Here is a 20,347-nt window from a genome sequence, read left to right on the forward strand (position 1 = left end):
GTTGTTCAGTCCGGCGCGCCCGCGATCAGGCCGATGACCGTGGCCGCGATCAGGCCGATGACCGTGGCCGCGAGAACGGTCAAAGCGTCAGTGGTGTTGCGGCGCAGCTGGTTCGCGGCGATCCGCTCGCCGGAGGCGAACAGCGGCTCGAACGGCATCCGCAGAACCGCGCGCACACCGAGTTCGATGAACGCGTCGACAGCTTCGGTTTCGACCATCGGCGCATCCCCAGGCCCGTCCGTGATGACGACGACGGTGTAGGCGAGTACGTGCGGGCCAGCAGTGGCGATGATGTCGAGGAGCATGCGGTGCGCTGCTGCGGCAGCGTCGCGGCGTAGCGGAACAGGAACAACAAGTACGTTCGCGGCCGCGGCGGCCCATTGCCAACTTCCGGCGAGGCTGCTGTTGCCGGTGTCGGCGATGAGGATCTCGCGGTGCTGGGCCAGAACATTCGCCAGGCTCGTGCCGTCGTCGTATCCCAGTGCGGCGGCGGTGTTTGTCTGGGTTCCGGCGATGATGTCCTCTCCGCTGGGCTGGCGGACGAGGTACCGCGAGAGTGTCGATGGACGGATACTGCCCCCTGCGGTTGCGGCGGCGGTGAGAAGTGCGGAGACGTCCTGTTCTTGGTGGGGCGGCACGGCGACGCGGTCGGCGAGGCTGCCACCGATCTCGGCGAGATCGGCGCAGACGAGCGTTCCCGCTCCTCGGTGCTCTGCGATGACGGCCGCTAGTCCCGCAGCAAGCGGGGTTTTACCGACGCCGCCCTTGGGATTGGCGAGAGTTATTACCGAGAAGTCCGGGATCGGGCCGGTGATCGCGGCGACGGCGGCGCGGTGACGCAATTCGGCGGACCCAGCTTTCGGCGCCATTTGTAAGTTGAGGACGGCATTGAGTCGGCCGCGGATTCCTATGCGGGCGGGCTCGTTTGACCCTGAGTTGATCTGTGGGGCTGCCAGTACCGATGTCGTCGGGCGCTGCCCGGTGTCGGCGTGGTGGAGGTGTGGGGGCTCGCGGCGCTGATCCTGCGTCGGGACTGGCGGGCGTTGCGGGTTCACGGCGGCGGCGCGCACGCTCACCGGTTCGTCGACTGTGGGCGCGGGTACGGGTACGGCTACCGGGGCGGGTGGTGGCCCGGAGACCGCGACGTGCCCTTCGGGGGTGACGGTCAACCGTGTGGTGGCGCCGAACCCGCTCACCGATACCTCGACGGACTCGCCGGAATCGGCAGCTTCCGTCTTGGCGAATTCTTCGATCGCGTGAAAGAGTGCATTTTCGTCCTCGGCTGCCAGTTCTATGTCCGCAGTTCCTGATCCACCGCTCACGCGTGCGGTCGTCTCCGAGGTGACCTCAACAGACAGCCCCGCCGTCACGTGTTCACCCCAGTTGATGCGGCGGCGGACCGGTCGTTGTCCGTTGTGGCGACGATCTGGTCGGTCCTCATGATGGTCCTTTCGTTTCGGATGCGATACAGGGGGTTTGGACGTGAGTTCGGTCAGGTGCAGTCGACGTGGAGGGAGACGTACATCTGCTGGTTCGCGCCGTAGGGCGAATACCAGTCGTCGGGCACTCGGGGTGCGGCGGCGATGTCGACATGGTCAGGGGTGGACCAGTCGATTTCCCGCAGATCCGGGTAGTACTGGTTCGAGGTGTCCAGCTCCGCGGTGAGGTCTTGTTCGGTGTTCTCAACGCTCAGGACTTCGGAGGGGTGGGAGACGGAAATCTTCCATCCGTAGGGAGCGGTGATCACGGCGGAGAGGTCATCGCCGTTCCCGAAGCACCGTGCGGTGACGTCGTCGGGCGAGGGCGTGGTGATTTCGGCGGGCGAGTGCTTCTCGCCCCAGCCGATGATGATGCTGTCGTAGTCGTTCCTGGACTGGCTGACGATCTGCCCGGTGTTGGTGGCGGAAACGCTTTTCGCGTCTCGACCTCCGTCGCCGCCACATCCGCTGAGCATCAGTGTTGCACCGATCAGCACGACGCCGGCCGCGGGGATGCTGCGGCGTTGACGAGGCCATGACGCTCCGGTGATCTCCGTGTGCGGCGTGAGGCTGGTGTTCATCAGGAACCCGCTCCGAACGCGCCGACGGCGCCCAGTTCGCTCAACATTTCGTCGATTGTTTCCTCGGTCCGAACCAGCTGCGTGAGGGCGTTGTCGCGGGCTGCTCCTGCGGGTAACGCTTCGATGATCGCGCGCCGAAAACCTGCCGATTCCTTGATCTGGGCCAGGCGCTCGACCGTAAGTTCTACCTTCTCGTCGAGCTTGGGCAGCCACTCCGGCGTTCCCTCTTTCAGGGCGGTACGCAGTTCGAGGATGACGGGATCGTTGGCCCCTTTGGCCACGAACGGTCCACGGAGTGCCTCGACATCGGTGGATGTGGGGCTGATGGACTGGGAGATTCGGCGGCTGGCCATGTTTGGTTTCCTCTCGGTGGGACAGATCGGTGTTTGTGGTCAGTTCGCGGCGTCGATGCGGGGGGTTGGGCGCGAATTCGGCTAGTTGGCTGTGCCGGGTTACACAGCGAAGTCGGCGTCATGATCGGCGCCCGCGAGAAGCACGATTTCGCCCGGATCGAAAGTCACCTTGGCCCGGGTACGGCCACCGGTGTCGATGGTGATGGTGGTTCCGGTGGGTTTGGCGTCGACGGAGGCAACGGTGACGATGTCCGAGCCACCGTGCTCGTCCGTGAGCAAGATCGTGGTCCCCGGCTTGAGTGCGTGGGCGGGTATCGCATCGGCGATATCGGCGACCGGGACATCGCCGAGGAGGACGGGTTCTGCCACGCTTCCGTGCTCGCGTTTCTTCGTCGCCAGCGCGCTTTCCGTTTCGAGGAATTCGCGCAGTTCTCGTGAGTAGCACATGAATTCCGGTGCTCTACTGGGTTGCAGTGCGTCGATGATCGCGATATCCGCGGCCGAGAGTTGGTTCCACTTGTTCGGGTGGCGGTCGACATTCGGTGTCCACCACACCTGCGCTTCCATCGGTGTTCCGTCAGGGCCGGTGGCCATGGCGCGGCCGGGGATCGAGGTGTCGATGCTGCGGCCTTGGTGCGCGTCACCCCACACCATCTGTGCACCGTCCTGGGAGAGGTTCGCCAGCGAGAGGCGAGTGCCGAAGTTGTCGCGCGCGTTTCCCGAGGCCCCACCGAACAACGACGCGTCCGGACGCTGCACCCCCAGGAGGAGACGGATTCCGGAAGATCGAGCGAGCACGGACAGTTCCGCCCACGCTCCGAGGGGGTCCAACGTGGCGATCAGGGTACGAGTTTCCTCGTCGGGATCTTTTTTCAGGCGTGTCCACGCAGCGGAGAGGATGAAGAACTCGTCGAGGACCGCGATCAACAGCGGAAGTTGGGACGGTTCGATTTTCTTCACGTGGACGTACTGGTTGCGCGCCATCATTTCCGCGTGCAACGCGCGGATGAAGATCGCTGCCCGGATTGGGTCGTAGACGATCGCGCCGCAGCCGGGGTAGCCCTCGAGGCCGTCGAGTTCGATCATTTTCGGGTCGACGCCGATGAACGGGATTCCGCGTAAGGATGCTTCGGTCAAGATCGTGCGGATGGCGGAGGTTTTGCCGCCTCCGGTCGGGCCGACGATCAGGCAGTGCGGCTTGTTCGATTTGGTCGAGACGTCCCAGTAGGCCACCGTGCCGGCCGCCCCGGTTGCGTACGGCAGATAGCGGTTGGCGATCGACGTCAGCTCGCTGGGTGCGGGGTGCGATACCCGTGTGGGTAGAGGCGCTTTGAGGGTCAGCAGCAATTCTCCCGCGTCGGGTGACCATTGCACGTCCCAGTTCTGTCCGGATTCGTGTTCGCCGGCGATGGCGATCAGGGCTTCGTTGACGCGGTACTGAAACGCCCCCGATCCGCTGTTGAGGTTGGGAGTGAACCCGATGCGGTATCCGGTCTCGACTCCGTCGTCGCCGTACGAATGCACGCTCACCTTCGCGTCTTTGAGGATCGAGGCGCCTTCGAGTGAACCGGCGAGTGCCTTGTGTCGGACGCTGCGCTGATCTGCCACGGTCAACGCTCTCGCGATCATCAGCCGATTCTTGTGTGCTTCGTGCGAGATGTTCATCGTCCACTTCGAACCGCGAACACTATTCGCCACTGCCGCTGTGAACTCTTCCATCTGCTTCGGGCGGATGACCGCGCCGACCGGGAGCTTGATGCGTGCGGACTTGATCGCTGAGCGCCGCGAGAGCATCGGCACGCGCACCGCGAGTGCGCTGTGCCCGGTGGTTTGGCGCAGTTGGGCGGCCACGGTGACGCGGTGGCGGTGTGAGTGGAACCGGCCGGTGTCGAGCACGGCCGCGGCGATGGTGATCGCGATCAGCGGGCCTGCGGCGCTGTGCACGCGATCGAGTACGGCAACGATCTTCGCGAAGCTCTCGACTGGGAGTTGTGTAGCGAGATCCGGTGCGATGTAGGCCAGTGCGGCCAGGGCGGCGAAGAACGGGGAGACGGGGCGGAAGCGGCGCGCTGTCAGGTCGTCGATGCCGTCGACGGTCGGACGTTTCTTGTCGCCAGCGAACACGTCGACGAACAGGTCAGCGATGAAGTCGCGGATCGGATCTGGTTCCGCCATCATTCTCCCCCTTCTGTTCACCGCTACCGCGACGTTCGCGGGGTGTCAGGGCAGACGCTACGAGGGGCGAAAATTCCATGCAATGTGACTGTGGATAACTATTTTTCGAAGCGCATGTCGGAGCGCTCTCAAAGGCGTTCGGAGAGCACTCTTCCGAACGGTCAACGAGCCAAGCCGTACCGCTCGCAGAAGCGGCCAGGTCAGTGAGTGCGAGATCGCTCGCCGTAGCGTCTGATCTGGCAATACTCGAGCACCCTCGAAACTGACTGTGCGCGACGCAATTTCAGCAAGTACACTCCCCCCGGAGGAACGGAGGGGGGAGTGACCCCCGCCAGGGGCGCTCGTTCGGACGCCTGCCCCACCCGCCCCGTCCCGCGTACACCCAGCCCGCCATTGTGAGCGCTGTTCGTACCGCGATCCCTCGACACGCTCGGCGCGCCCGCACGGCAGCATTCGATCAGCTCGTTCGAGGTGAATTCGCCGACCCACAGACACAACTCGCTCACCGCACCTGTTCGATCGCTCCGCTGCCGCCGCCGTATCCGATGTTCGGCGACCGCCATTTTGGTCGGTGGCGCGAGTTATCCACAGTCACTTTGGAAACCGGGCCCGCGCTACCTACCGTCTGCACTCATCCCGCCCATGCGGGACGCCGCAGAATCACACACGTTGGAGACGAAGATGATTGCCCTCGCACACGCCGTCAGCACAATCGCACAGAGCGCCTATCGGCCCGTCCACCAATCCACGGTCACCTATCTCGCCGAGCCGAGCACCGAGGGGTTGACCGGCTGGATCAGATCGAACGGTGCGGTCACCATCATCGCGATCATCGCCTGCGCGCTTCTCCTCGGTGCACTCAAGGGCAATGTCTCGAAGGTCGTCACGATCGGCGGACTCTCGGTGGTCGGACTGCTGTTCGTTGCGCTGGCAGCCAATCAATCCGCTCAAGACGCCCTCGGTCAGTGGGCGTTGGGGTTGCTCGGCATCTGAAAATCCTTGACCGCCAACCGCATCAGAGTTCACCGCCGAGGAGCACCCGTGATCGAAACCGACGACCTGATCTACCGCGTCGACAACCACTACCTGGGCCCGACCGGCAAGACACTTCCTGTGCCGATCCGCTACTCGGCGGTGGGCGTGGGCCTGAGCACGTTCTTCGTACTGTTCATCATCGCCCGATCCGTCCTCCACCTCTCCTTGAGCTACGGCACGTTTCTGATTCTTGTCGTCTCGACGGTGGCGGTGTCGAGCCGGATCACCAAGTACATCAGCGCGGACCGGCCGTTGCGCTCGGTGATCACAGCCGCCTATAACGACCTCACCTCTCCGCGCCCACCCAAGGCCGGCGAAAGCATCTACATCACCCTTCCACCACCGGATCGGACTCGCCGTGGCGTTGGCGGCCACAACCATTGCGCTACCACCGGTGAGGCGAACATCTGATGACCACGCACGAGAACGACGTCGCGTCTCTGTTCGACCCACGCAGCACCGGCCACATTCCCGTCGTTCCGCCCGGCGCTCTGCCTCCGTCCTGGGCGGCGGGGCGCACCGCCGCGCCACCGGATCGTCATGAGCCTGACCCGCCGCACACCCCCGATGTGTGGGCCGGGCCCGAACCGGTCGAGACAGACGACGCCGCGAGCATCACAACCGCCGACGAGATCCCCGACAAAGGTCGCGTTCGACGACGTGGGCGCGGCAGGAGCGGTAAGTCCGCCCGCACGAAAAAGTCCGAGACCGTCAAGGACCAGGAACGTGCTGCCCGCACCGTCGCGAAAGACCGCAAGAGCGTGAAGTTGGAACTGTGCGGCACAGCAGGACACATCACCCGCACACCGAGGACTGCGACCGCATGGTTCGTGCAGCCACCCGGGCCGTGGAACATGCGCCCGACACCCAAGCAGCGACGCTACATACGCGACGAAGCGCTGATCCTGGCCAACCTGCGCGAGGCGGGCGTCGAACACCTGCACCGTCGGCTCACCCGCGCGCCGTGGCCGGTCCGAGCATGGGCACGCTCGCATCACGAGTGGGCCACACCCCTACCCGACGTCGACGGCGCGCTCTCGTGGAACGACTACCTGCGCGGTCAGCAGCACGGCATGCTCTGGTCCGAACCGACGATCAAGGGCCGATACTGGGGCATCGAATTACCCCCGCGCTCGATGTCGAGCAGGGGCCTCGACTACCTCGCCCTGTGGCTGTCCGGATTCGGCAAGATCGGCGCAGCCGTAACGCGGTGGGCGGACGAGTCGTTCGACCGCGAAACAACCATGCTCGATGAGCATCTGGCGACCCTGGCCCGGATCATGGCCGCCCGCGGAGCCGATGCACGCCCGGCCACCGCAGGGCAGATGGACTACCTGTTGCGGCGCTCCGCGGCGATCGGTCTCCCGCTCGACATCGACGGCGTGATCTCAGGCGGCGGCGATTGGACCGACACCGACATCGCATCCCTCGAAGACCTCGCCGATCTCTCGCTCACCCCGGGCGACGGCTTCACCACCGTCTCCGGTCTCGTCGACGGGCGCCGATACAGCGCTGCCGTGATCGTCTTGACGATCGGCCGGATGGCGCCAATGCCGATCCCGGAGCAAATGTTGCCGTGGCAGGTGATCGGCGACGGATCCGGCGAGCCTCTCGAATGGTCCGAACGCATCACGCTCGAAGAGAAGACCGCGACCGCCCGCGCGATGCGCTTCGTGACCGACAAGATCACCAACCAGTTCAAGCACTACACGGTCGAACACGACGAAAGCCCGCCGACGGAATTGCAGGAACAACATGCGGCGGCGCAGAAGATCAAAACGCATCTCGAACACGATCATTCGGGGCTCTCGACCCGGGTCAAGGGGTGGTGGCGGATGGCGGTCGTGGGAGCAAACGCCGACGAGGTACGCCGCAAGGTCTCGACCCTGCAGGAGATGTACTCCCCGCACATCATCCTCGAGCACGAACACGGGCAGTACCAACTACTCCGCGAGTTCATTCCCGGCCAGCGGCAAGCGAACATCGCACACGCGCGCCGCATGAGCGTCTACGACGCCTCCGCCGGCATGGCGGCGGTCGGAGACCGTATCGGTGACCGGACAGGACTGATCGTCGGACAGACTGCGTCGATCGCACCGAGGCCAGCTGTGTGGAACTGCTTCGCCGGCCCGGAGAACAAAGACAAATCCGGCCTCACCCCGATCGTCGCCGTCCCCGGTTCGGGCAAGACGTTCCTGGCCGGAATGACGGTCTACCAAGCTGTCCGCGCCGGCGCCTACGGAGTGATCCTCGACCCCTCCGGTCCGCTCGCCCGGCTTGCCACACTGCCGGAACTGGCACCGTTCACGAGGGTCTACGCATTGACCGGGCGCTCACGTCCGGGCGCACTCAACCCGTACCGCGTGATCGCCGACCCGGACCCCGACGACCCCGAATACTCCCCCACACATTCGCACTACGCACTCGATCCCGATCCGGCCGCAGCAGCGGAAGATCAGTACCAAGCGGACCTGCGTGCAGCTGCCGCAGAACGCATGGAATGCGCTGTGTCGGTGCTGAAAATGATGCTCACCGACAAGGACGTCGAGCAGCGATGGACGGAAAGTGTCCTCCACACGGCAGCACACAACGTCGGCGGCGACGCCGAACATCACCTCGGTCAGGTTCTCGATCAACTCGCCGCAATGGCGGAAAACGAACAGGACACAGAGGTCAAGACGACTGCCCGCAGCATTCATCAGAAACTGCACATGATGTCCCAACTCGCTGAAGCTCGGGTGCTGTTCCCCAAGCCCGGCACACTCGGCGGCTTCGACGCCGACACTACCTTCGACGAGCGCCTGACCATCCTGACGATGCCCGGCTTGCAGCTCCCTCCAGAGGGAGTCCCATCCTCGCAGTGGACACCGCAACAACGGATGGCCGCGCCGCTGATGCATATGGCTGCGTGGCAAGCCAACCGGCTCATCTACGACAAGCCGCGACAGGCCCGCAAAATCCTGTTCCTCGACGAAAACAAGTACCTCGAACAAACCGGCGCGGGGCGCACTCTGAATCTCCGGATCGCACGTGACAGCCGCAAATTCAACGTGCGTGCCCTGGTGTGCTCGCAGCTACCCGACGACTACCTCGGCGTCGACGGCACCGACGACAAGTCTGCGCTGACATACGAAGTCATCATCGGAGACCTCGGCGGGAACGAACACGCTATCGAGGGCGCATTGAAGTTGCTGAACCTGCCGGCCGGGCAGGGATACGAGGCGACATTGGCCGACCTCGGGGGCGGCGGCGAAGACACGTTGGACCCGGACACGGACACCTCGCACGTCGACCAAGCTAGGCGGTTCATGATGAAGATGGCCGACGACATCGAGATCGTCCGCTGCGATTGGACCAATTTCACCCACCTCGCGCACGTCTTTCAAGCCCTCGACTCCCGTCCACGAGCAGGCGCAACCATCAAGTCCGGTGGTGCGCCGTGAACGACGCTGCGCCGAACGTCCCGACATTGGGCGTGCCCGCAAAGCTCATCCGGTTGTTCGCAGTATTCACGATCGTGGTGATCTCACTGGTAGGCCCACAGTTGGGCATGGCGCACGCGGGCGGTTTCGACTGCAAAGAAGCTCCCTCGCCGCAGTTCCCGAACGCAGTCTTTCCCACGGTCTTCGACTCCCACAGCGCCACCGAGCCACCCCACAACGGCAACCCCACCGGTTACCAGACCTACGGGTGGGCCGGATTACGTTGGTACACCTACGACCTCGGATGCGGTGAAGACTTGGTCCGCGCACCCGGCGCTGTCGCGGACACGAGCACCGGCAACGCGTTTCTGATGGTCGGGCAGTCGTTGGCCGCGATCGCGTTCTGGCTCGACGATCAAACGAAGTCCGGGACCGAAGCAGCCCAATCCGGAATCACTCCCGCGCTCGATCAGTTCGACACGATCGTCGCCTCCATCGCCACTGGCACATCCGGTGTCTACGGAAAATGGATCGGCCTGGCATTGATGTGCGGGGCAACAGTCATCTTGTGGAACGCGCTCAAGTCCAACGCGGCTGCTGTCACCAAGACGGTGATGCTCGCCGCCGCCGGTGTGACATTGGGAGCGCTGATGGTCGGAGCGCCACAGAAGGCGATGAGTGTCGCGGACGAAACGTTTGGGCAGTTGATCACCGGCACCCAAGGTGAAGTGTTCGAGGCGGCGGGTCTGGAAACCGATCCGCGCAACATCCTCATGGACAAAATTCTCCTGCCGGACATCTCCAAAGGCTGGTTCGGGCCGAACTTCGACGAATCCGGCGTACCGCCGGATCAGCAACTCCAACCCAAACTCCGCGACACACTCGCCTTCACCTACGACGAGCAAGAACGGGTCAAGGGAGACACCGAGGCCGCGAACGAACTCGCCGATTCGAAAGCAGCGCGGTTCCAGGACGAGATCATCAAACCCCTTTCCGCACAGAACCTTTCATACACCCAGTTTCAAGGAAAGGACAGTGGCCGAACCTCGACCGGGTTCCTGGCCATGATGAAGGTCGGTTTGCCATCACTTCTGTGGTCCGGCGCCTCAATCCTGAAAATTGTTGCGCTGCTTTCTATCCGATTCGCGATCCTGTTCGCTCCGATGTGGGTTCCGTTCGTCGTACTCTCCGGAGGATTCCTCGAACGTGTCATGCGGATGATCGGCACCGCCTACCTCTGGGGTGTCGCAGGAGCGACGATCGTGGCGCTGTATCTCGTTGCCCTCGTCAAGCTCTACTACGTCGACAACGGCTCGGTCGACGGTTCGTGGCGCCTGTGGTTCATGGTGATTCTGTCGTTGATCTGCTGGTTCATCATGCGCCCGTTCAAACGGATCTCGAGCACCTTCCGACAAAACTCCGCCGGTGCACTCAACCGCAAAGCTGTCCGCGCGAAATCGTCGATCAAACACAAAGCGTTCGATGCCGCATCGTTTGCCGTCGGTGGACCTGCCACGACGATGGCGAAAAAGACAGTCGGAGCGTTCCACCGCAGCAGCGACAACAACGACGGCGACGACGAGACCACCCTGGTGCGCCCCGAAGGCCGCGGACTCATCGCCCGACGTCAGCAAGACTCCGACAATGCCCGCGCTGCCGCCCGTACCGCCTCCGACCGAATACCGGGCACCTCCCTCGGACGCGAAAGCGAGCGCGATGCACGTATCGCCGGGCTCGCTGCCGCATCAGGTGCGGCAGCACTGCGACCCAAAGCTGGGATCTCCTCTGTTGGAATCGGTACCGATTCCGACAACACCGCAGATGACGGCACTGATTGGCCGCGCCGTCGCGGCCACGACGGACATTCCCGTACCGAGGCCGACCTCCATGAAGAGCGCAGCCGAGGACTCAGGCCGGCTCCACAACGTCCGTCGGTCGACGAGGAATGGAACGGCGGAACCAGCTCGGTCATCGCGCCGATGAAGGTATTCACACCCACCCCCATGTCGAGCGAACACAGAGCCCCCGAAGCCGCGACTACCGGAGGCATGTCCGGCTCCAGCGATTCATCTCGAAGAAGTGCGCGCCCACCCACCTCATCAGTGTGGACTCCGCCGGCGCGGCCTGCCGTCGATCGGGAGAGGTCGAACTAAAATGCCCGCAATCGGCCAAAACCCAATCCTGACCCCGATTCGTCGGTGGGCCCTCTACTCACGAACGAATCTTGCAATCTCCATCGTCGGTGTCTTCGCCGGACTCGTCGTACTCGGCCAGATCCCCGGAACACCGGAAACGACGAGGACTGCCGAATCACCGTCAACCGCAGCGTCCAGCCTCGAGATCACGGACACCACCCAGCCTCCGAGTGCGCCGGATGCAAGCGAGGAAGTCACGCAAGCGCACACCGCTGCGATGTCGAACGCCGACGTCGCGTCGAGCGCGCAAGCGACAGCGATGACATACGCGCACCTCTACACCGATCACGCCGCAACTGCCGACGCCTGGGCTTCCGCACTCGCAGTGCTGGTCCCTGACGGCGCACTGACACCGAACTTTCGCGCCGCCCGCCCAACCGTTGCCGTAGCGATCACCGGCCCGACACACACGGCACCAGCGCCTGCAGACGGGCCCAACGCGACGACAGTGACTGTGCCCACGTCCGCCGGAGCATTGAAGATCCACCTCGTGCAGAGCGAATCCGGGACGCGGCCCTGGGTCGTGACCACACCTCTGCCGACCCTCGATACCAGTTCCGATAATTCGGAACTCAACGCGACCGCTACCCCGACTACGACGGAACCGAACAGCACAACGACGCCCACGCGGGACCCTCAGAACCCCGCGCCAACCACATCGCAGCCGCCGTCGACCTCGCAAGAACTTCTTCCCATCCCGGCACCCGGCCCGATCCCGATTCCCAATCTGGATACCCCGTTGCCGGGGGCGATGTGATGACGAAAACGCGTACCCGACAGCCCCTTTTCGCCACTCGCACGAGGATCGTTCTGTCCCTGCTCACCGCCGCAACCACGCTCGCGCTCACTGCTTGTGGCGGTTTCGCGGCACAACCGGTGATCAAGAAATCACGCTGCGGGACATCGTCGACATCCGATCGAAGTCCGGCAACTCTGCCGGGCACTACGGAACTGAAAGCATCGGGGCCGATCACCCAGCCCACCAAGGACGGCACGACGACGTTTACTTCCGGATTCGGGCCTCGCTGGGGAACCGAACACAAGGGGGTCGACTTCGCCGGGCCCGTCGGGACACCGATCTACGCTGCCCTTGACGGCGTCGCCGTCAAGGGCGGGCCTGCCTCCGGGTTCGGGAACTGGATCGTGCTCGATTCGCTCGTCGACGGCAAGCCCGTGAGCACGGTCTACGGCCACATGTTCGACGACGGCGTCCTCGTCAAGGAAGGCCAGCAGGTCACAGCCGGTGATCACATCGCGAACATCGGAAACAACGGCCAATCCACTGGCGCGCACCTGCATTTCGAGTACTGGGAAGGTGGACGGTTGCAGGGCGGAACAGCCGTCGATCCGATGACCAAACTCGGCGGCGCGCCCTCTCCCGCAGATGAAACGGGCAGCAGCGCGCCTGCTATTGAGCTGGCGGCATCGTCATGGTCTATCGACTGCGCCGGCTTCGGTGTGGCAGGTGGCGGTGACCTCAAGGCCGGATCGGTTCCTCCCGAGATGGAACCGTGGTTCCGCAAAGCCGGGTCGCTGTGCCCGCAGATCACACCGTCGCTGTTAGCTGCGGATGCGAAGGCAGAATCCGGGCTCGTGCGTGGTCGGACCTCCAAGAGCGGCGCGAAGGGCATCACGCAGTTCATGGACCCTACGTTCGCCTCCTACGGCCGGGACGACGACGGCAACGGCACGACCTCGATCTGGGACGACGGGGACGCGATCATGGCTCAAGGCCGGTATTTCTGCGCCATCGCAGCGCAGGTCGACGGGTGGCTCGCCGACGGATCCGTCACAGGCGATCCGAAATCGCTCTACATCGCCTCATATAACGCGGGTGAAGGCGCGGTCAAGAACGCCGGCGGCATGCCCAGCGGCGGTGACTACACCACCCAGACACAGCCGTACGTCGCGAAAGTTCTTGCCTACGAAGCGGAATTTGCGGCACCTGGAGGTAGCGGAGAGTTGGTCGTCTCCCCTGGCTCTGCTTCCGGTGCGCAGGTCGTCGAGGCTGCACGCCAATACCTCGGTACCCCGTACGTCTGGGGCGGCGGCGGAACCGGAGGACCGACCGGCGGCGGCTTCGACTGCTCCGGACTAACCAGCTACGCCATCTACACAGGCAGCGGGAACACGGTCACCTTGCCTCGCACGTCGGAGCAGCAATGGTCCGTCGGAGTCGAGATCCCCATCAGCCAAGCACAACCCGGCGACCTGGTATTCGGCGCATGGTCAGGATCTGGACCCGGCCACGTCGGAATCGCGATCGGAAACGGCCAGATGATCCACGCCCCCACCACCGGGGACATCGTCAAACAAGCTCCGCTGCAGAACGATATGAAAGCCCGGAGGGTCATATGAGCAACACACGCACATTTGCTCTTCTGGGCGTAGCCGCAGCAATCATTGTAGGGATGGTGTTCTTGTTCTCCGACTTCGGCGGCAAGGACACTGGCACCGCGGCACCCAGACATACCTCGGCGACACCGTCCACGGTCACGACAACAACGGTGACATCGCCCGCAGTCGTCGATGTCTCGTCGAATCCGGATACCGATGCAGCGGAAGACACTGTGCGTCAAGCACTCTCCGTCGCGTTCACGTGGTATCCGGCTACCGATAGCAGCCCCACCGATGCCTATGCACGCGCACGGAAGTGGTTCACCGAGCCCCTGGCCGCCTCGCTGCTCGTCGACGTCGATGCCGGGCGTGGCCCCGGCGCACAATGGAGTCAGTGGGCGTCGGACAACGCAAAAATTGTCGCTGACGTGAGCGTGGGGTGCTCGGGCTGCCCACCCGATACCGACATCCTCATTCACCGCGTGGCCAGCATCCACCAAACCGCAATTGCCGACGACGAGACCACCACGCTCACAACGGAAACCACCGTATGGATCACCCTCACCAAACATGGTGGAGAGTGGCTCATCGACAACATCCGGTACTGATCAGTGCAATGCTCGACGGCGAGTATGACCAGGGGTTTCTTCGTTAGTTCTTCATGATGCATCGCGTGGAAGGTTGTCGAGACGGCCCGGTTGTACTGACCCGCGGGTCAGTCCGGGACTACGACGGGATCCCATATGTCCGATATTCTGACCCGATCACACAAAAACATGGACACGTAGCACGACTACGTTAGCGATAAGCAAGCACAGAGACAGCTCAAACGATGCGGGGTCAGTTTGCGATACGTTCTTGTCGATACCGACTGTGGCGTCGACGACGCACTTGCGCTCGGTTACGTCGCGCACACCGCGGACATTGTTCTCGCTTGCGTGGTATCCACGTGGGGCAACTGCACAGCGACCGAAGCCGCATCCAATGCGAAGTACATCTTGGATATGGCCGGCGCGATCGACATTCCTGTTGTCGCCGGTTCCCCTCCGAAGGCTTCGTGGCAGCGCGGTGATGCGCACGGCTCTGACGGGCTCGGTGACACCGAGCAGCCTCGGCCTTCCTGGACTGGCCCGCAAGGTGCAGCTGAGAGGATTGTGCAATTCGCCAGAGACCATGCCGGCGAGGCGGAAGTGCTGTGTATCGGCCCACTGACCAATTTGGCAGCTGCACTCACGCTCGAACCTCAGCTACCCGAGTTATTGGCCCGTGTGGTGGTCATGGCCGGCCACGGACAGAACCGCGACGATTGGCTGAACGAGGTAGGAGATACCAATACCCGCCACAATCCTCGAGCTACGCAGACTGTCGCGGATTCTGCGCTTCCGGTGGTCTGGGTGGGAATCGACGTCACCCGCGCAGTCCTCCTCGAGGACGGAGATTTCGGTGAAGGCACTCTCGGCGGCTCGCTGCGCCGTATCCACCACGCATATGGGGTCCAACGAGGCGGTACGTACGGATACAACGCTCAGGTGCTGTGGAAAGTCCCGGCACACGACGGCGTCACCGCTGCCTGCCTAGTCGACCCTCTCAGGGCAGGCCTGTCGACCGTTACCGGCCGCATGACTGTCCTCGACGAAGGCCAAGGCCCGGTGCTACGCAGGGTGGGTACCGGACCGCATGAGGTCGCGGAATGGATAGCCCCGGACTCCGTCCGCGCAATGCTCAGGAGTGCGACATGACAGGAATAAGAAAGCAACTCACCCGACTGAAGGCCCGTCGGATCGTTGCTCAAGCAATGAAACGGCAAGTCGTCACCATCGACGACCTGCGTCAGTTTTGTTTCGATCGCACTGGCAGAACCGTCGTTCTAGTTCCGTTCCCGGTCACCGAAGTAGAAGATCGCCCTTCCGGATTCCTGCTCCGCGCTCGCAACAATGTCGACTATGTGTTCTACGACCACAGGACGGGATCCTGGCGCGCGACATTGATCATCTGTCACGAACTCGCGCACATCCTTCTCGATCACAGCTGTGCAATGACCGAAGTCTTAGACGACCAGATGCTCAGCGCATGGTTTCCGTCATTGTCACCGGCACTGTTGAAAAACGCCCTCAAACGCACTGACTACGACACGACCACAGAACATGGTGCCGAGTATCTGGCGACAAAGCTCCTACTCTTGACGCTTTTCGATGATCTCGACTTCGAGGCTCTGCGCAGCTCGGTACAGGTAATTTGTGCCAACAACATGATTCAAGCGTATGGAAGCCGATGAGAAACCACCTCCCACTTTCGATTGATCTTGCCATCCTTGTCTTTGCCTGGCTCGTTGTTTCCGCTCGATTTGTGCTGGTACGCACACGGCATGCGCAGATTGTCACCGTATTGATTCTGTGCTTCACCGCAGTGAACACTCTGAAGTTCGGACCGATCAACGATGTACTGACCTCAGCGATAGACGCCCGGGCCGTCCGACTGATAGCTCACATTCTCTGTGTAGCGGCCGCGGCCGCCGCTGCATGGGCGGCTGCCAGCGCGGTAGGACGGCTTCGGCCAGGGCTTCTGATCTTCGGCCTCGTTGCCGCGACAGTCGGTCTGGCATCTCTTGATGCTTTTGCCGGCAATCGGGCGCAGGTCATCGAATCCGTCGATCCTGAGGTGTTCTCGCTGTCCTACTTCACCATTTACGCCGGCGCGATCGTGGTCTTCGAGGTCTACGCAGTGATAGTCCTCGCCGCTGCCATTCGAACCGACAAGCCACATGCGGGGCTGCTTGCGCCGGCCGCGGCGACAGCTGCGCTCTTTCTGGCGACAGGCCTCAATGCAATAAGTCTGCTTTGGTACGCCGTGCGGGCAGCGACTGGTGACATCGGTCCTGCCGAGCAATTGCAGCGAAACACAAATGGCAACCTGTTTGCGTACTTCACCTTGGTTGTCGCACTCGTGGGTTCTGCCGCCGTAATCCGACGCACGGCAGAGCGGTCGTCTGTTCGATCCGCCGTTAACGTCACAGAGCTAAGACGACTATGGGAAGACCTCACTGATGCGGCACCAGGTGTGAAGTTCGATATGCGGCACTTCGAGCCTGACGCCCGGGTTGTCCGGATGATCACCGAGTGCATCGATGCCATCTACGAACTAGGAATTGATCCCGAAACAGCCACCCGCTCTGATCTTCTGGAACGCAATCTCGACGGCAACCGATCCGAGCTTCTCGCAGAGACGCACATCAGCGCTCGTGACGTGTTCAATCTTGCGAAGCGGTGGGATGCGAAATCCCTTCAAGGCTGACAAGAAGCGCCTTGCGCTGGCTGGCGTTGGCAGAACCTCGCAACATCACGCATTCCGGTCCGGCGGCAACAAGCACCTGCAATAACCGCAGCTCTGTGTACGCCTCATTTTCTCCAGAAACCCCGAAATAGGTGGCGTTGGCCGTGCTGCTGCTTTTGAAAACCTCACTGAAATCAACAAAATGTTGTTGCTGTTCGGCCGTGAGGTCTCCGGCGCGGAGCTGCGCTTCGGAGCACCCGAGAGCCTGCGCGACCTCTCCACTACTCAAGCCGGTCACACTCAGCAGAAGCTCGACTTTCTGCTTGGTGGTGACTTCCTCAATCATCGCTCTCCTCCCGTCTTAGTTCCCGAGCCAATGCGCGACGTCGCTTGTTGGCGTTCGTGCGCGCCGGAGTGATGTCGTCCGGCGGCACTGCCCAGAAATCCTCAAGCGCTTGGGCAACCCAGGCGGGGCTGACATGGCCGCTTTCACCCTGGCTGCGGAGCATCGCTGACGCTACTTTGCCGATATGTGGCGAGATGAGAGTACGCAACCGGTCGACTACGTCCGAAAGTTCAGAGTTGTCGATCTCATCGGCCAATCGCCTAAGTTCCGCACTCACCTCAACGAAATCACCCAACGCCGAATATGAAATAACAACTTCACCGGCGGGGGCACCCACGACTTCCGATCCGCGCGGTGTCGGGTGGCCACCTTCGTAGGCAGTGGCCGCACTGCCCTCAGTCCACTGCAGTACACGGTCCAGTTTGGAGAACGTGGCCATTCGGAGAGGGGGCGACTCGCCACTCTCGATCCGCACCATCGTCGGTTCAGATGGGCCACCCTGTGCAGCGACTGCAGCAAGGCTCAGGCCCAACTGTCGTCGACGCACGTGGACCACGTCGGCGAACTGCTGCATATCGGGCATGGGAGCAGCGTACTTAAAGAAAACCCAATTGCTTGAAACTGTCGCTTCACACGTCATCACATATTCAACTATATAAGTGTTGCGTAAACGTATGTGCATTAGATATGTTCACAACATCAATATGTGCGCTTTACGTAAGTGCTAGCAGCGAGTCGAACGCCCAAAGGCAACCGTCCCGCCAGATGATTGAAACGAGATGAAAAGGAGTCCCCCAGCCGCTCCAACGGCCAGGGGACCAAGCCACACGGGTTACAGCCCGTCCAGCGGTTTCCTCTACGCAGAAAGCGAGTTCTGCTATGCCCAGGTTAGCTGACGCTCCGCACGTTAAGAAGATCCAAACGCGAGGTCAGGCGAATGTTCTCCACGCTTCGTCATCGGATCAACTCTTTCGTATCGCTGCGCAGCACTGCCCAGTCCCGGGTGGCGGGCGTTGCGCGCGTTGTGGATTCGTCTACACCGACGAGCTGATCGACTGCCCCACATTGCGATGTGTCCGCAAGGAGTTCAATCGTCGGGGCGAGTTCTCGATCACACCCCACCCGCGCCCACTTTCCCCCGCCGCCGACGCGCGGATGATCGCACGCGAGCAGCGGCCGTGTCAGGCGAATCCGGCGCTGTGGGATATGGATCAAACCACTCATCGAGGCGCACTCGCTGCCATCGGCACCTGCACCACCTGCCCGCTACTGACGATGTGTCAGATCGCTGCAGCTCATGAGTTCGCGACCGGCCGCCCGCCCAGCTCAATGATCTGGGCAGCAATTCCCTACGACGAGTTCGGAACTGAAATCCGCATCGATTTCCTCAAAGAGTTCATCGCTCGCCGCGACGGTCGCTCCAGCTCAGCCAAGCGGACCTCGCCTCAGCGGTCGGGTGCAGCAGCATGAACAAAACGCCGACATTGATCGTCGAGACCTTCGACGCGGTATGGGGTGCGTACCTAATGCTTGCAGATTCCGCAGGTCACGTACCCGTTCGGGACCGCTATCACCGTCGGTGGGTACTCGTGGAAGTCACCGGACGGCTCCGCAGTAGGCGTGCGTTTGTTCGCGATACTCCACAGGTCAACGACTCGCCCGACATTTACGGCCTGATCGATGTCGATTCCCGAGCCGTACTCAGCGCCCACGATTTGATCGATGCACACGGACTTTTGACGGTCGAGCCCACGCACTCGCCGGTCCCTATGCCATTGCACCTGGGATACAGCGATCTCCCCCTGTGCGCAAGGCTCGTACCCCGTGCGGTCGGTGCCACCGGATCGGAGTCCCTGGTATGAGTGCCGACCGACTGCTGTGCGAACTCGAGGACGGAAGACGTCCTCTTTCCGAGATCGTGTTCGGATTGAGCAGTGGAGAACTAACTTCCCCGGCGTCCACCGGTCTGGCGGCCGATCGGTGGCTGTGGTTGGCGGACCTTCTTACGCATCCGACGTGGGGAATGGCTGCGATCGTCGACGGCATCGACGACGTCTGTGTGCCGGTCGCCCGGCTCTGCCAGCTGACAGCCAATGCAATCCACCCCCTGAACTTGCGTGAATTGTGGTCCGCCGAGCAGTTGCCCGCGAAAGAACAGATAGCCGATCACACTCCAGGCACAACCGGCCATTGGGAAGCACTCAGCGCTGCCATCGACCTCATCACTGATGGACTCGACCATTGCGAAGGACTCGACGTCTCCGGCAGTGAGGCCGCCGCATCCGCCTTCACCGCGATCATCAACGCCCAGGATGCCAATACCGCCCGCTCAACCATCACAGCCGCTGTCGAGCACTGGGCACAGCCGCCCACGATCACCGTCCAAACAGAATATCTAGGCGTTGCATCATGACCACCATCTACCGCTCCCGCGTCATCGACTCCATGATCACCACCGTCGCGAACTCACTGTTGAGGGAAAGCAGCATCAACTCCCCCGCAGGGAACGAAACCGAAGAAGTCCGGCGACTCGCCGAAACCATCATTCGAGAGACCATCGACATGCTCGCCGGCTCCCGCGACGGCCTCGCGTACAGCACCCTCACAGACGTCACCAACCTCGTCGCGAGCGATCCCGAAACAGCCTCGGTCGACCAGATCAGAGAAGTCGCGATCGCGCTGCGAGGACTCCTCGATCTTCGCGAAGCTCTCGCGGAAGTTGGTCAACGATGACGGCACTGATTCTCACTGTGGCCCTCGGGCTGGTAGGCGTTGTGGGAGCACTGTTTCCGCTGTCCGAGGCTCACTCATGACGATGCATTACACCATCTCCGGAACGGTGTTTGAGCTGCCCCGACGGCTGAATCCGGCTCCGCGTGGCTCCCCGAAAAAGGTCCTTGCGCGGGCTGTGATGTGGGGTGGCTATGTCCATCTACCGAAAGGCTTTTTGCACACCACTAAGTACGCGCATGTGAACGACCTCGATATCTAACTCCATAGCCGCAGTACCACCCCAGATACGACGAAACCCCCTTGCGGGGGTTTGTGAAACAAAGTTCGTCGAGCTAAACGAGAGCCTGGCCGGGCTCCGGTCGTAACTGGTGAAGAAGAAGTTTGCCGCTTCCACTTCGGTACTGCATATCCCCGAAGGGACA

General features: G+C 62.4%; 20 protein-coding genes. 14 read left to right on the top strand and 6 right to left on the bottom strand.

Going from position 1 to position 20,347, the window contains the following annotated elements:
• Positions 1-5 precede the first annotated feature (5 nt).
• The 4 genes from M0639_RS31130 to M0639_RS31145 all read right to left on the bottom strand — a co-directional run bounded on the left by M0639_RS31130 (position 6) and on the right by M0639_RS31145 (position 4,587).
• The gene (locus tag M0639_RS31130) at positions 6-1,370 is read right to left on the bottom strand and encodes a hypothetical protein (RefSeq protein ID WP_064075231.1); all 1,365 of its coding nucleotides are present in this window, start codon (positions 1,368-1,370) and stop codon (positions 6-8) included.
• Between the two features lie 122 nt (positions 1,371-1,492).
• Positions 1,493-2,059 carry a hypothetical protein gene (locus tag M0639_RS31135; protein ID WP_082893277.1) on the bottom strand — a complete coding sequence of 189 codons (567 nt, stop codon included), beginning with the start codon at positions 2,057-2,059 and terminating at the stop codon, positions 1,493-1,495.
• The gene (locus M0639_RS31140) at positions 2,059-2,412 is read right to left on the bottom strand and encodes a hypothetical protein (protein WP_064075230.1); all 354 of its coding nucleotides are present in this window, start codon (positions 2,410-2,412) and stop codon (positions 2,059-2,061) included. The genes M0639_RS31135 and M0639_RS31140 overlap by 1 nt, the downstream gene beginning before the upstream one ends.
• A 99-nt stretch (positions 2,413-2,511) precedes the next feature.
• Positions 2,512-4,587: an FtsK/SpoIIIE domain-containing protein gene (locus tag M0639_RS31145; protein ID WP_331712746.1), complete on the bottom strand. Its 2,076-nt coding sequence runs from the start codon at positions 4,585-4,587 to the stop codon at positions 2,512-2,514.
• A gap of 681 nt (positions 4,588-5,268) precedes the next feature.
• Here M0639_RS31145 and M0639_RS31150 point away from each other — a divergent pair.
• From M0639_RS31150 to M0639_RS31195, 10 genes are all read left to right on the top strand, one after another.
• The gene (locus M0639_RS31150; protein ID WP_046380314.1) at positions 5,269-5,580 is read left to right on the top strand and encodes a hypothetical protein; all 312 of its coding nucleotides are present in this window, start codon (positions 5,269-5,271) and stop codon (positions 5,578-5,580) included.
• Between the two features lie 48 nt (positions 5,581-5,628).
• Positions 5,629-6,033, top strand: a complete 405-nt coding sequence (locus tag M0639_RS31155; protein WP_054801789.1) for a hypothetical protein — start codon at positions 5,629-5,631, stop codon at positions 6,031-6,033.
• Positions 6,033-9,065, top strand: a complete 3,033-nt coding sequence (locus M0639_RS31160; RefSeq protein WP_064075228.1) for an ATP-binding protein — start codon at positions 6,033-6,035, stop codon at positions 9,063-9,065. Before M0639_RS31155 ends, M0639_RS31160 begins: the two co-directional genes overlap by 1 nt.
• Complete coding sequence (locus tag M0639_RS31165; protein WP_231915148.1) at positions 9,062-11,197, top strand: hypothetical protein; 2,136 nt, start codon at positions 9,062-9,064, stop codon at positions 11,195-11,197. Before M0639_RS31160 ends, M0639_RS31165 begins: the two co-directional genes overlap by 4 nt.
• Position 11,198: 1 nt before the next feature.
• Positions 11,199-11,996: a hypothetical protein gene (locus M0639_RS31170; RefSeq protein ID WP_064075227.1), complete on the top strand. Its 798-nt coding sequence runs from the start codon at positions 11,199-11,201 to the stop codon at positions 11,994-11,996.
• Complete coding sequence (locus M0639_RS31175) at positions 11,996-13,597, top strand: peptidoglycan DD-metalloendopeptidase family protein (protein ID WP_064075245.1); 1,602 nt, start codon at positions 11,996-11,998, stop codon at positions 13,595-13,597. Before M0639_RS31170 ends, M0639_RS31175 begins: the two co-directional genes overlap by 1 nt.
• On the top strand, positions 13,594-14,184 hold the full coding sequence (locus M0639_RS31180; RefSeq protein WP_064075226.1) for a hypothetical protein: 591 nt from the start codon (positions 13,594-13,596) through the stop codon (positions 14,182-14,184). The genes M0639_RS31175 and M0639_RS31180 overlap by 4 nt, the downstream gene beginning before the upstream one ends.
• Before the next feature lie 237 nt (positions 14,185-14,421).
• On the top strand, positions 14,422-15,315 hold the full coding sequence (locus M0639_RS31185) for a nucleoside hydrolase (RefSeq protein ID WP_064075225.1): 894 nt from the start codon (positions 14,422-14,424) through the stop codon (positions 15,313-15,315).
• Positions 15,267-15,851 carry a hypothetical protein gene (locus M0639_RS31190; protein WP_156525076.1) on the top strand — a complete coding sequence of 195 codons (585 nt, stop codon included), beginning with the start codon at positions 15,267-15,269 and terminating at the stop codon, positions 15,849-15,851. The genes M0639_RS31185 and M0639_RS31190 overlap by 49 nt, the downstream gene beginning before the upstream one ends.
• On the top strand, positions 15,848-16,867 hold the full coding sequence (locus M0639_RS31195) for a DUF6545 domain-containing protein (RefSeq protein ID WP_064075224.1): 1,020 nt from the start codon (positions 15,848-15,850) through the stop codon (positions 16,865-16,867). The genes M0639_RS31190 and M0639_RS31195 overlap by 4 nt, the downstream gene beginning before the upstream one ends.
• Here M0639_RS31195 and M0639_RS31200 read toward each other — a convergent pair.
• Entirely contained in the window at positions 16,824-17,192 is a 369-nt protein-coding gene (locus tag M0639_RS31200) for a hypothetical protein (RefSeq protein WP_033236844.1), read from the bottom strand. The two genes, M0639_RS31195 and M0639_RS31200, sit on opposite strands and share 44 nt — an antisense overlap.
• Positions 17,185-17,775 (bottom strand): helix-turn-helix domain-containing protein, encoded by a 591-nt coding sequence (locus M0639_RS31205; RefSeq protein WP_064075223.1) that lies wholly within the window; start codon positions 17,773-17,775, stop codon positions 17,185-17,187. Before M0639_RS31205 ends, M0639_RS31200 begins: the two co-directional genes overlap by 8 nt.
• Before the next feature lie 296 nt (positions 17,776-18,071).
• On the opposite strand from M0639_RS31205, the gene M0639_RS31210 reads away from it, so the two are divergent.
• Genes M0639_RS31210 through M0639_RS31225 form a run of 4 tightly spaced genes read left to right on the top strand, consistent with a single transcriptional unit; the run spans position 18,072 to position 19,925 of the window.
• On the top strand, positions 18,072-18,662 hold the full coding sequence (locus M0639_RS31210) for a hypothetical protein (RefSeq protein ID WP_156525075.1): 591 nt from the start codon (positions 18,072-18,074) through the stop codon (positions 18,660-18,662).
• Entirely contained in the window at positions 18,659-19,054 is a 396-nt protein-coding gene (locus M0639_RS31215) for a hypothetical protein (RefSeq protein ID WP_064075221.1), read from the top strand. Before M0639_RS31210 ends, M0639_RS31215 begins: the two co-directional genes overlap by 4 nt.
• Positions 19,051-19,605, top strand: a complete 555-nt coding sequence (locus M0639_RS31220) for a hypothetical protein (protein ID WP_064075220.1) — start codon at positions 19,051-19,053, stop codon at positions 19,603-19,605. The genes M0639_RS31215 and M0639_RS31220 overlap by 4 nt, the downstream gene beginning before the upstream one ends.
• Entirely contained in the window at positions 19,602-19,925 is a 324-nt protein-coding gene (locus tag M0639_RS31225) for a hypothetical protein (protein ID WP_231915149.1), read from the top strand. Before M0639_RS31220 ends, M0639_RS31225 begins: the two co-directional genes overlap by 4 nt.
• Positions 19,926-20,347 lie beyond the last annotated feature (422 nt).

The organism is Rhodococcus qingshengii JCM 15477 (genome assembly GCF_023221595.1).
Lineage (GTDB): Bacteria > Actinomycetota > Actinomycetes > Mycobacteriales > Mycobacteriaceae > Rhodococcus_F > Rhodococcus_F qingshengii.

What these genes read in the sequence shown, in the direction of transcription:
- M0639_RS31160 (WP_064075228.1), top strand. Translation starts at nt 6,033, where the DNA reads ATGACCACGCACGAGAACGACGTCGCGTCTCTGTTCGACCCACGCAGC.
- M0639_RS31145 (WP_331712746.1), bottom strand. Translation starts at nt 4,587, where the DNA reads ATGGCGGAACCAGATCCGATCCGCGACTTCATCGCTGACCTGTTCGTC.
- M0639_RS31175 (WP_064075245.1), top strand. Translation starts at nt 11,996, where the DNA reads ATGACGAAAACGCGTACCCGACAGCCCCTTTTCGCCACTCGCACGAGG.
- M0639_RS31205 (WP_064075223.1), bottom strand. Translation starts at nt 17,775, where the DNA reads ATGCCCGATATGCAGCAGTTCGCCGACGTGGTCCACGTGCGTCGACGA.
- M0639_RS31225 (WP_231915149.1), top strand. Translation starts at nt 19,602, where the DNA reads ATGACCACCATCTACCGCTCCCGCGTCATCGACTCCATGATCACCACC.
- M0639_RS31135 (WP_082893277.1), bottom strand. Translation starts at nt 2,059, where the DNA reads ATGAACACCAGCCTCACGCCGCACACGGAGATCACCGGAGCGTCATGG.
- M0639_RS31200 (WP_033236844.1), bottom strand. Translation starts at nt 17,192, where the DNA reads ATGATTGAGGAAGTCACCACCAAGCAGAAAGTCGAGCTTCTGCTGAGT.
- M0639_RS31195 (WP_064075224.1), top strand. Translation starts at nt 15,848, where the DNA reads ATGAGAAACCACCTCCCACTTTCGATTGATCTTGCCATCCTTGTCTTT.
- M0639_RS31170 (WP_064075227.1), top strand. Translation starts at nt 11,199, where the DNA reads ATGCCCGCAATCGGCCAAAACCCAATCCTGACCCCGATTCGTCGGTGG.
- M0639_RS31215 (WP_064075221.1), top strand. Translation starts at nt 18,659, where the DNA reads ATGAACAAAACGCCGACATTGATCGTCGAGACCTTCGACGCGGTATGG.
- M0639_RS31190 (WP_156525076.1), top strand. Translation starts at nt 15,267, where the DNA reads ATGGATAGCCCCGGACTCCGTCCGCGCAATGCTCAGGAGTGCGACATG.
- M0639_RS31210 (WP_156525075.1), top strand. Translation starts at nt 18,072, where the DNA reads ATGCCCAGGTTAGCTGACGCTCCGCACGTTAAGAAGATCCAAACGCGA.
- M0639_RS31150 (WP_046380314.1), top strand. Translation starts at nt 5,269, where the DNA reads ATGATTGCCCTCGCACACGCCGTCAGCACAATCGCACAGAGCGCCTAT.
- M0639_RS31220 (WP_064075220.1), top strand. Translation starts at nt 19,051, where the DNA reads ATGAGTGCCGACCGACTGCTGTGCGAACTCGAGGACGGAAGACGTCCT.
- M0639_RS31140 (WP_064075230.1), bottom strand. Translation starts at nt 2,412, where the DNA reads ATGGCCAGCCGCCGAATCTCCCAGTCCATCAGCCCCACATCCACCGAT.
- M0639_RS31180 (WP_064075226.1), top strand. Translation starts at nt 13,594, where the DNA reads ATGAGCAACACACGCACATTTGCTCTTCTGGGCGTAGCCGCAGCAATC.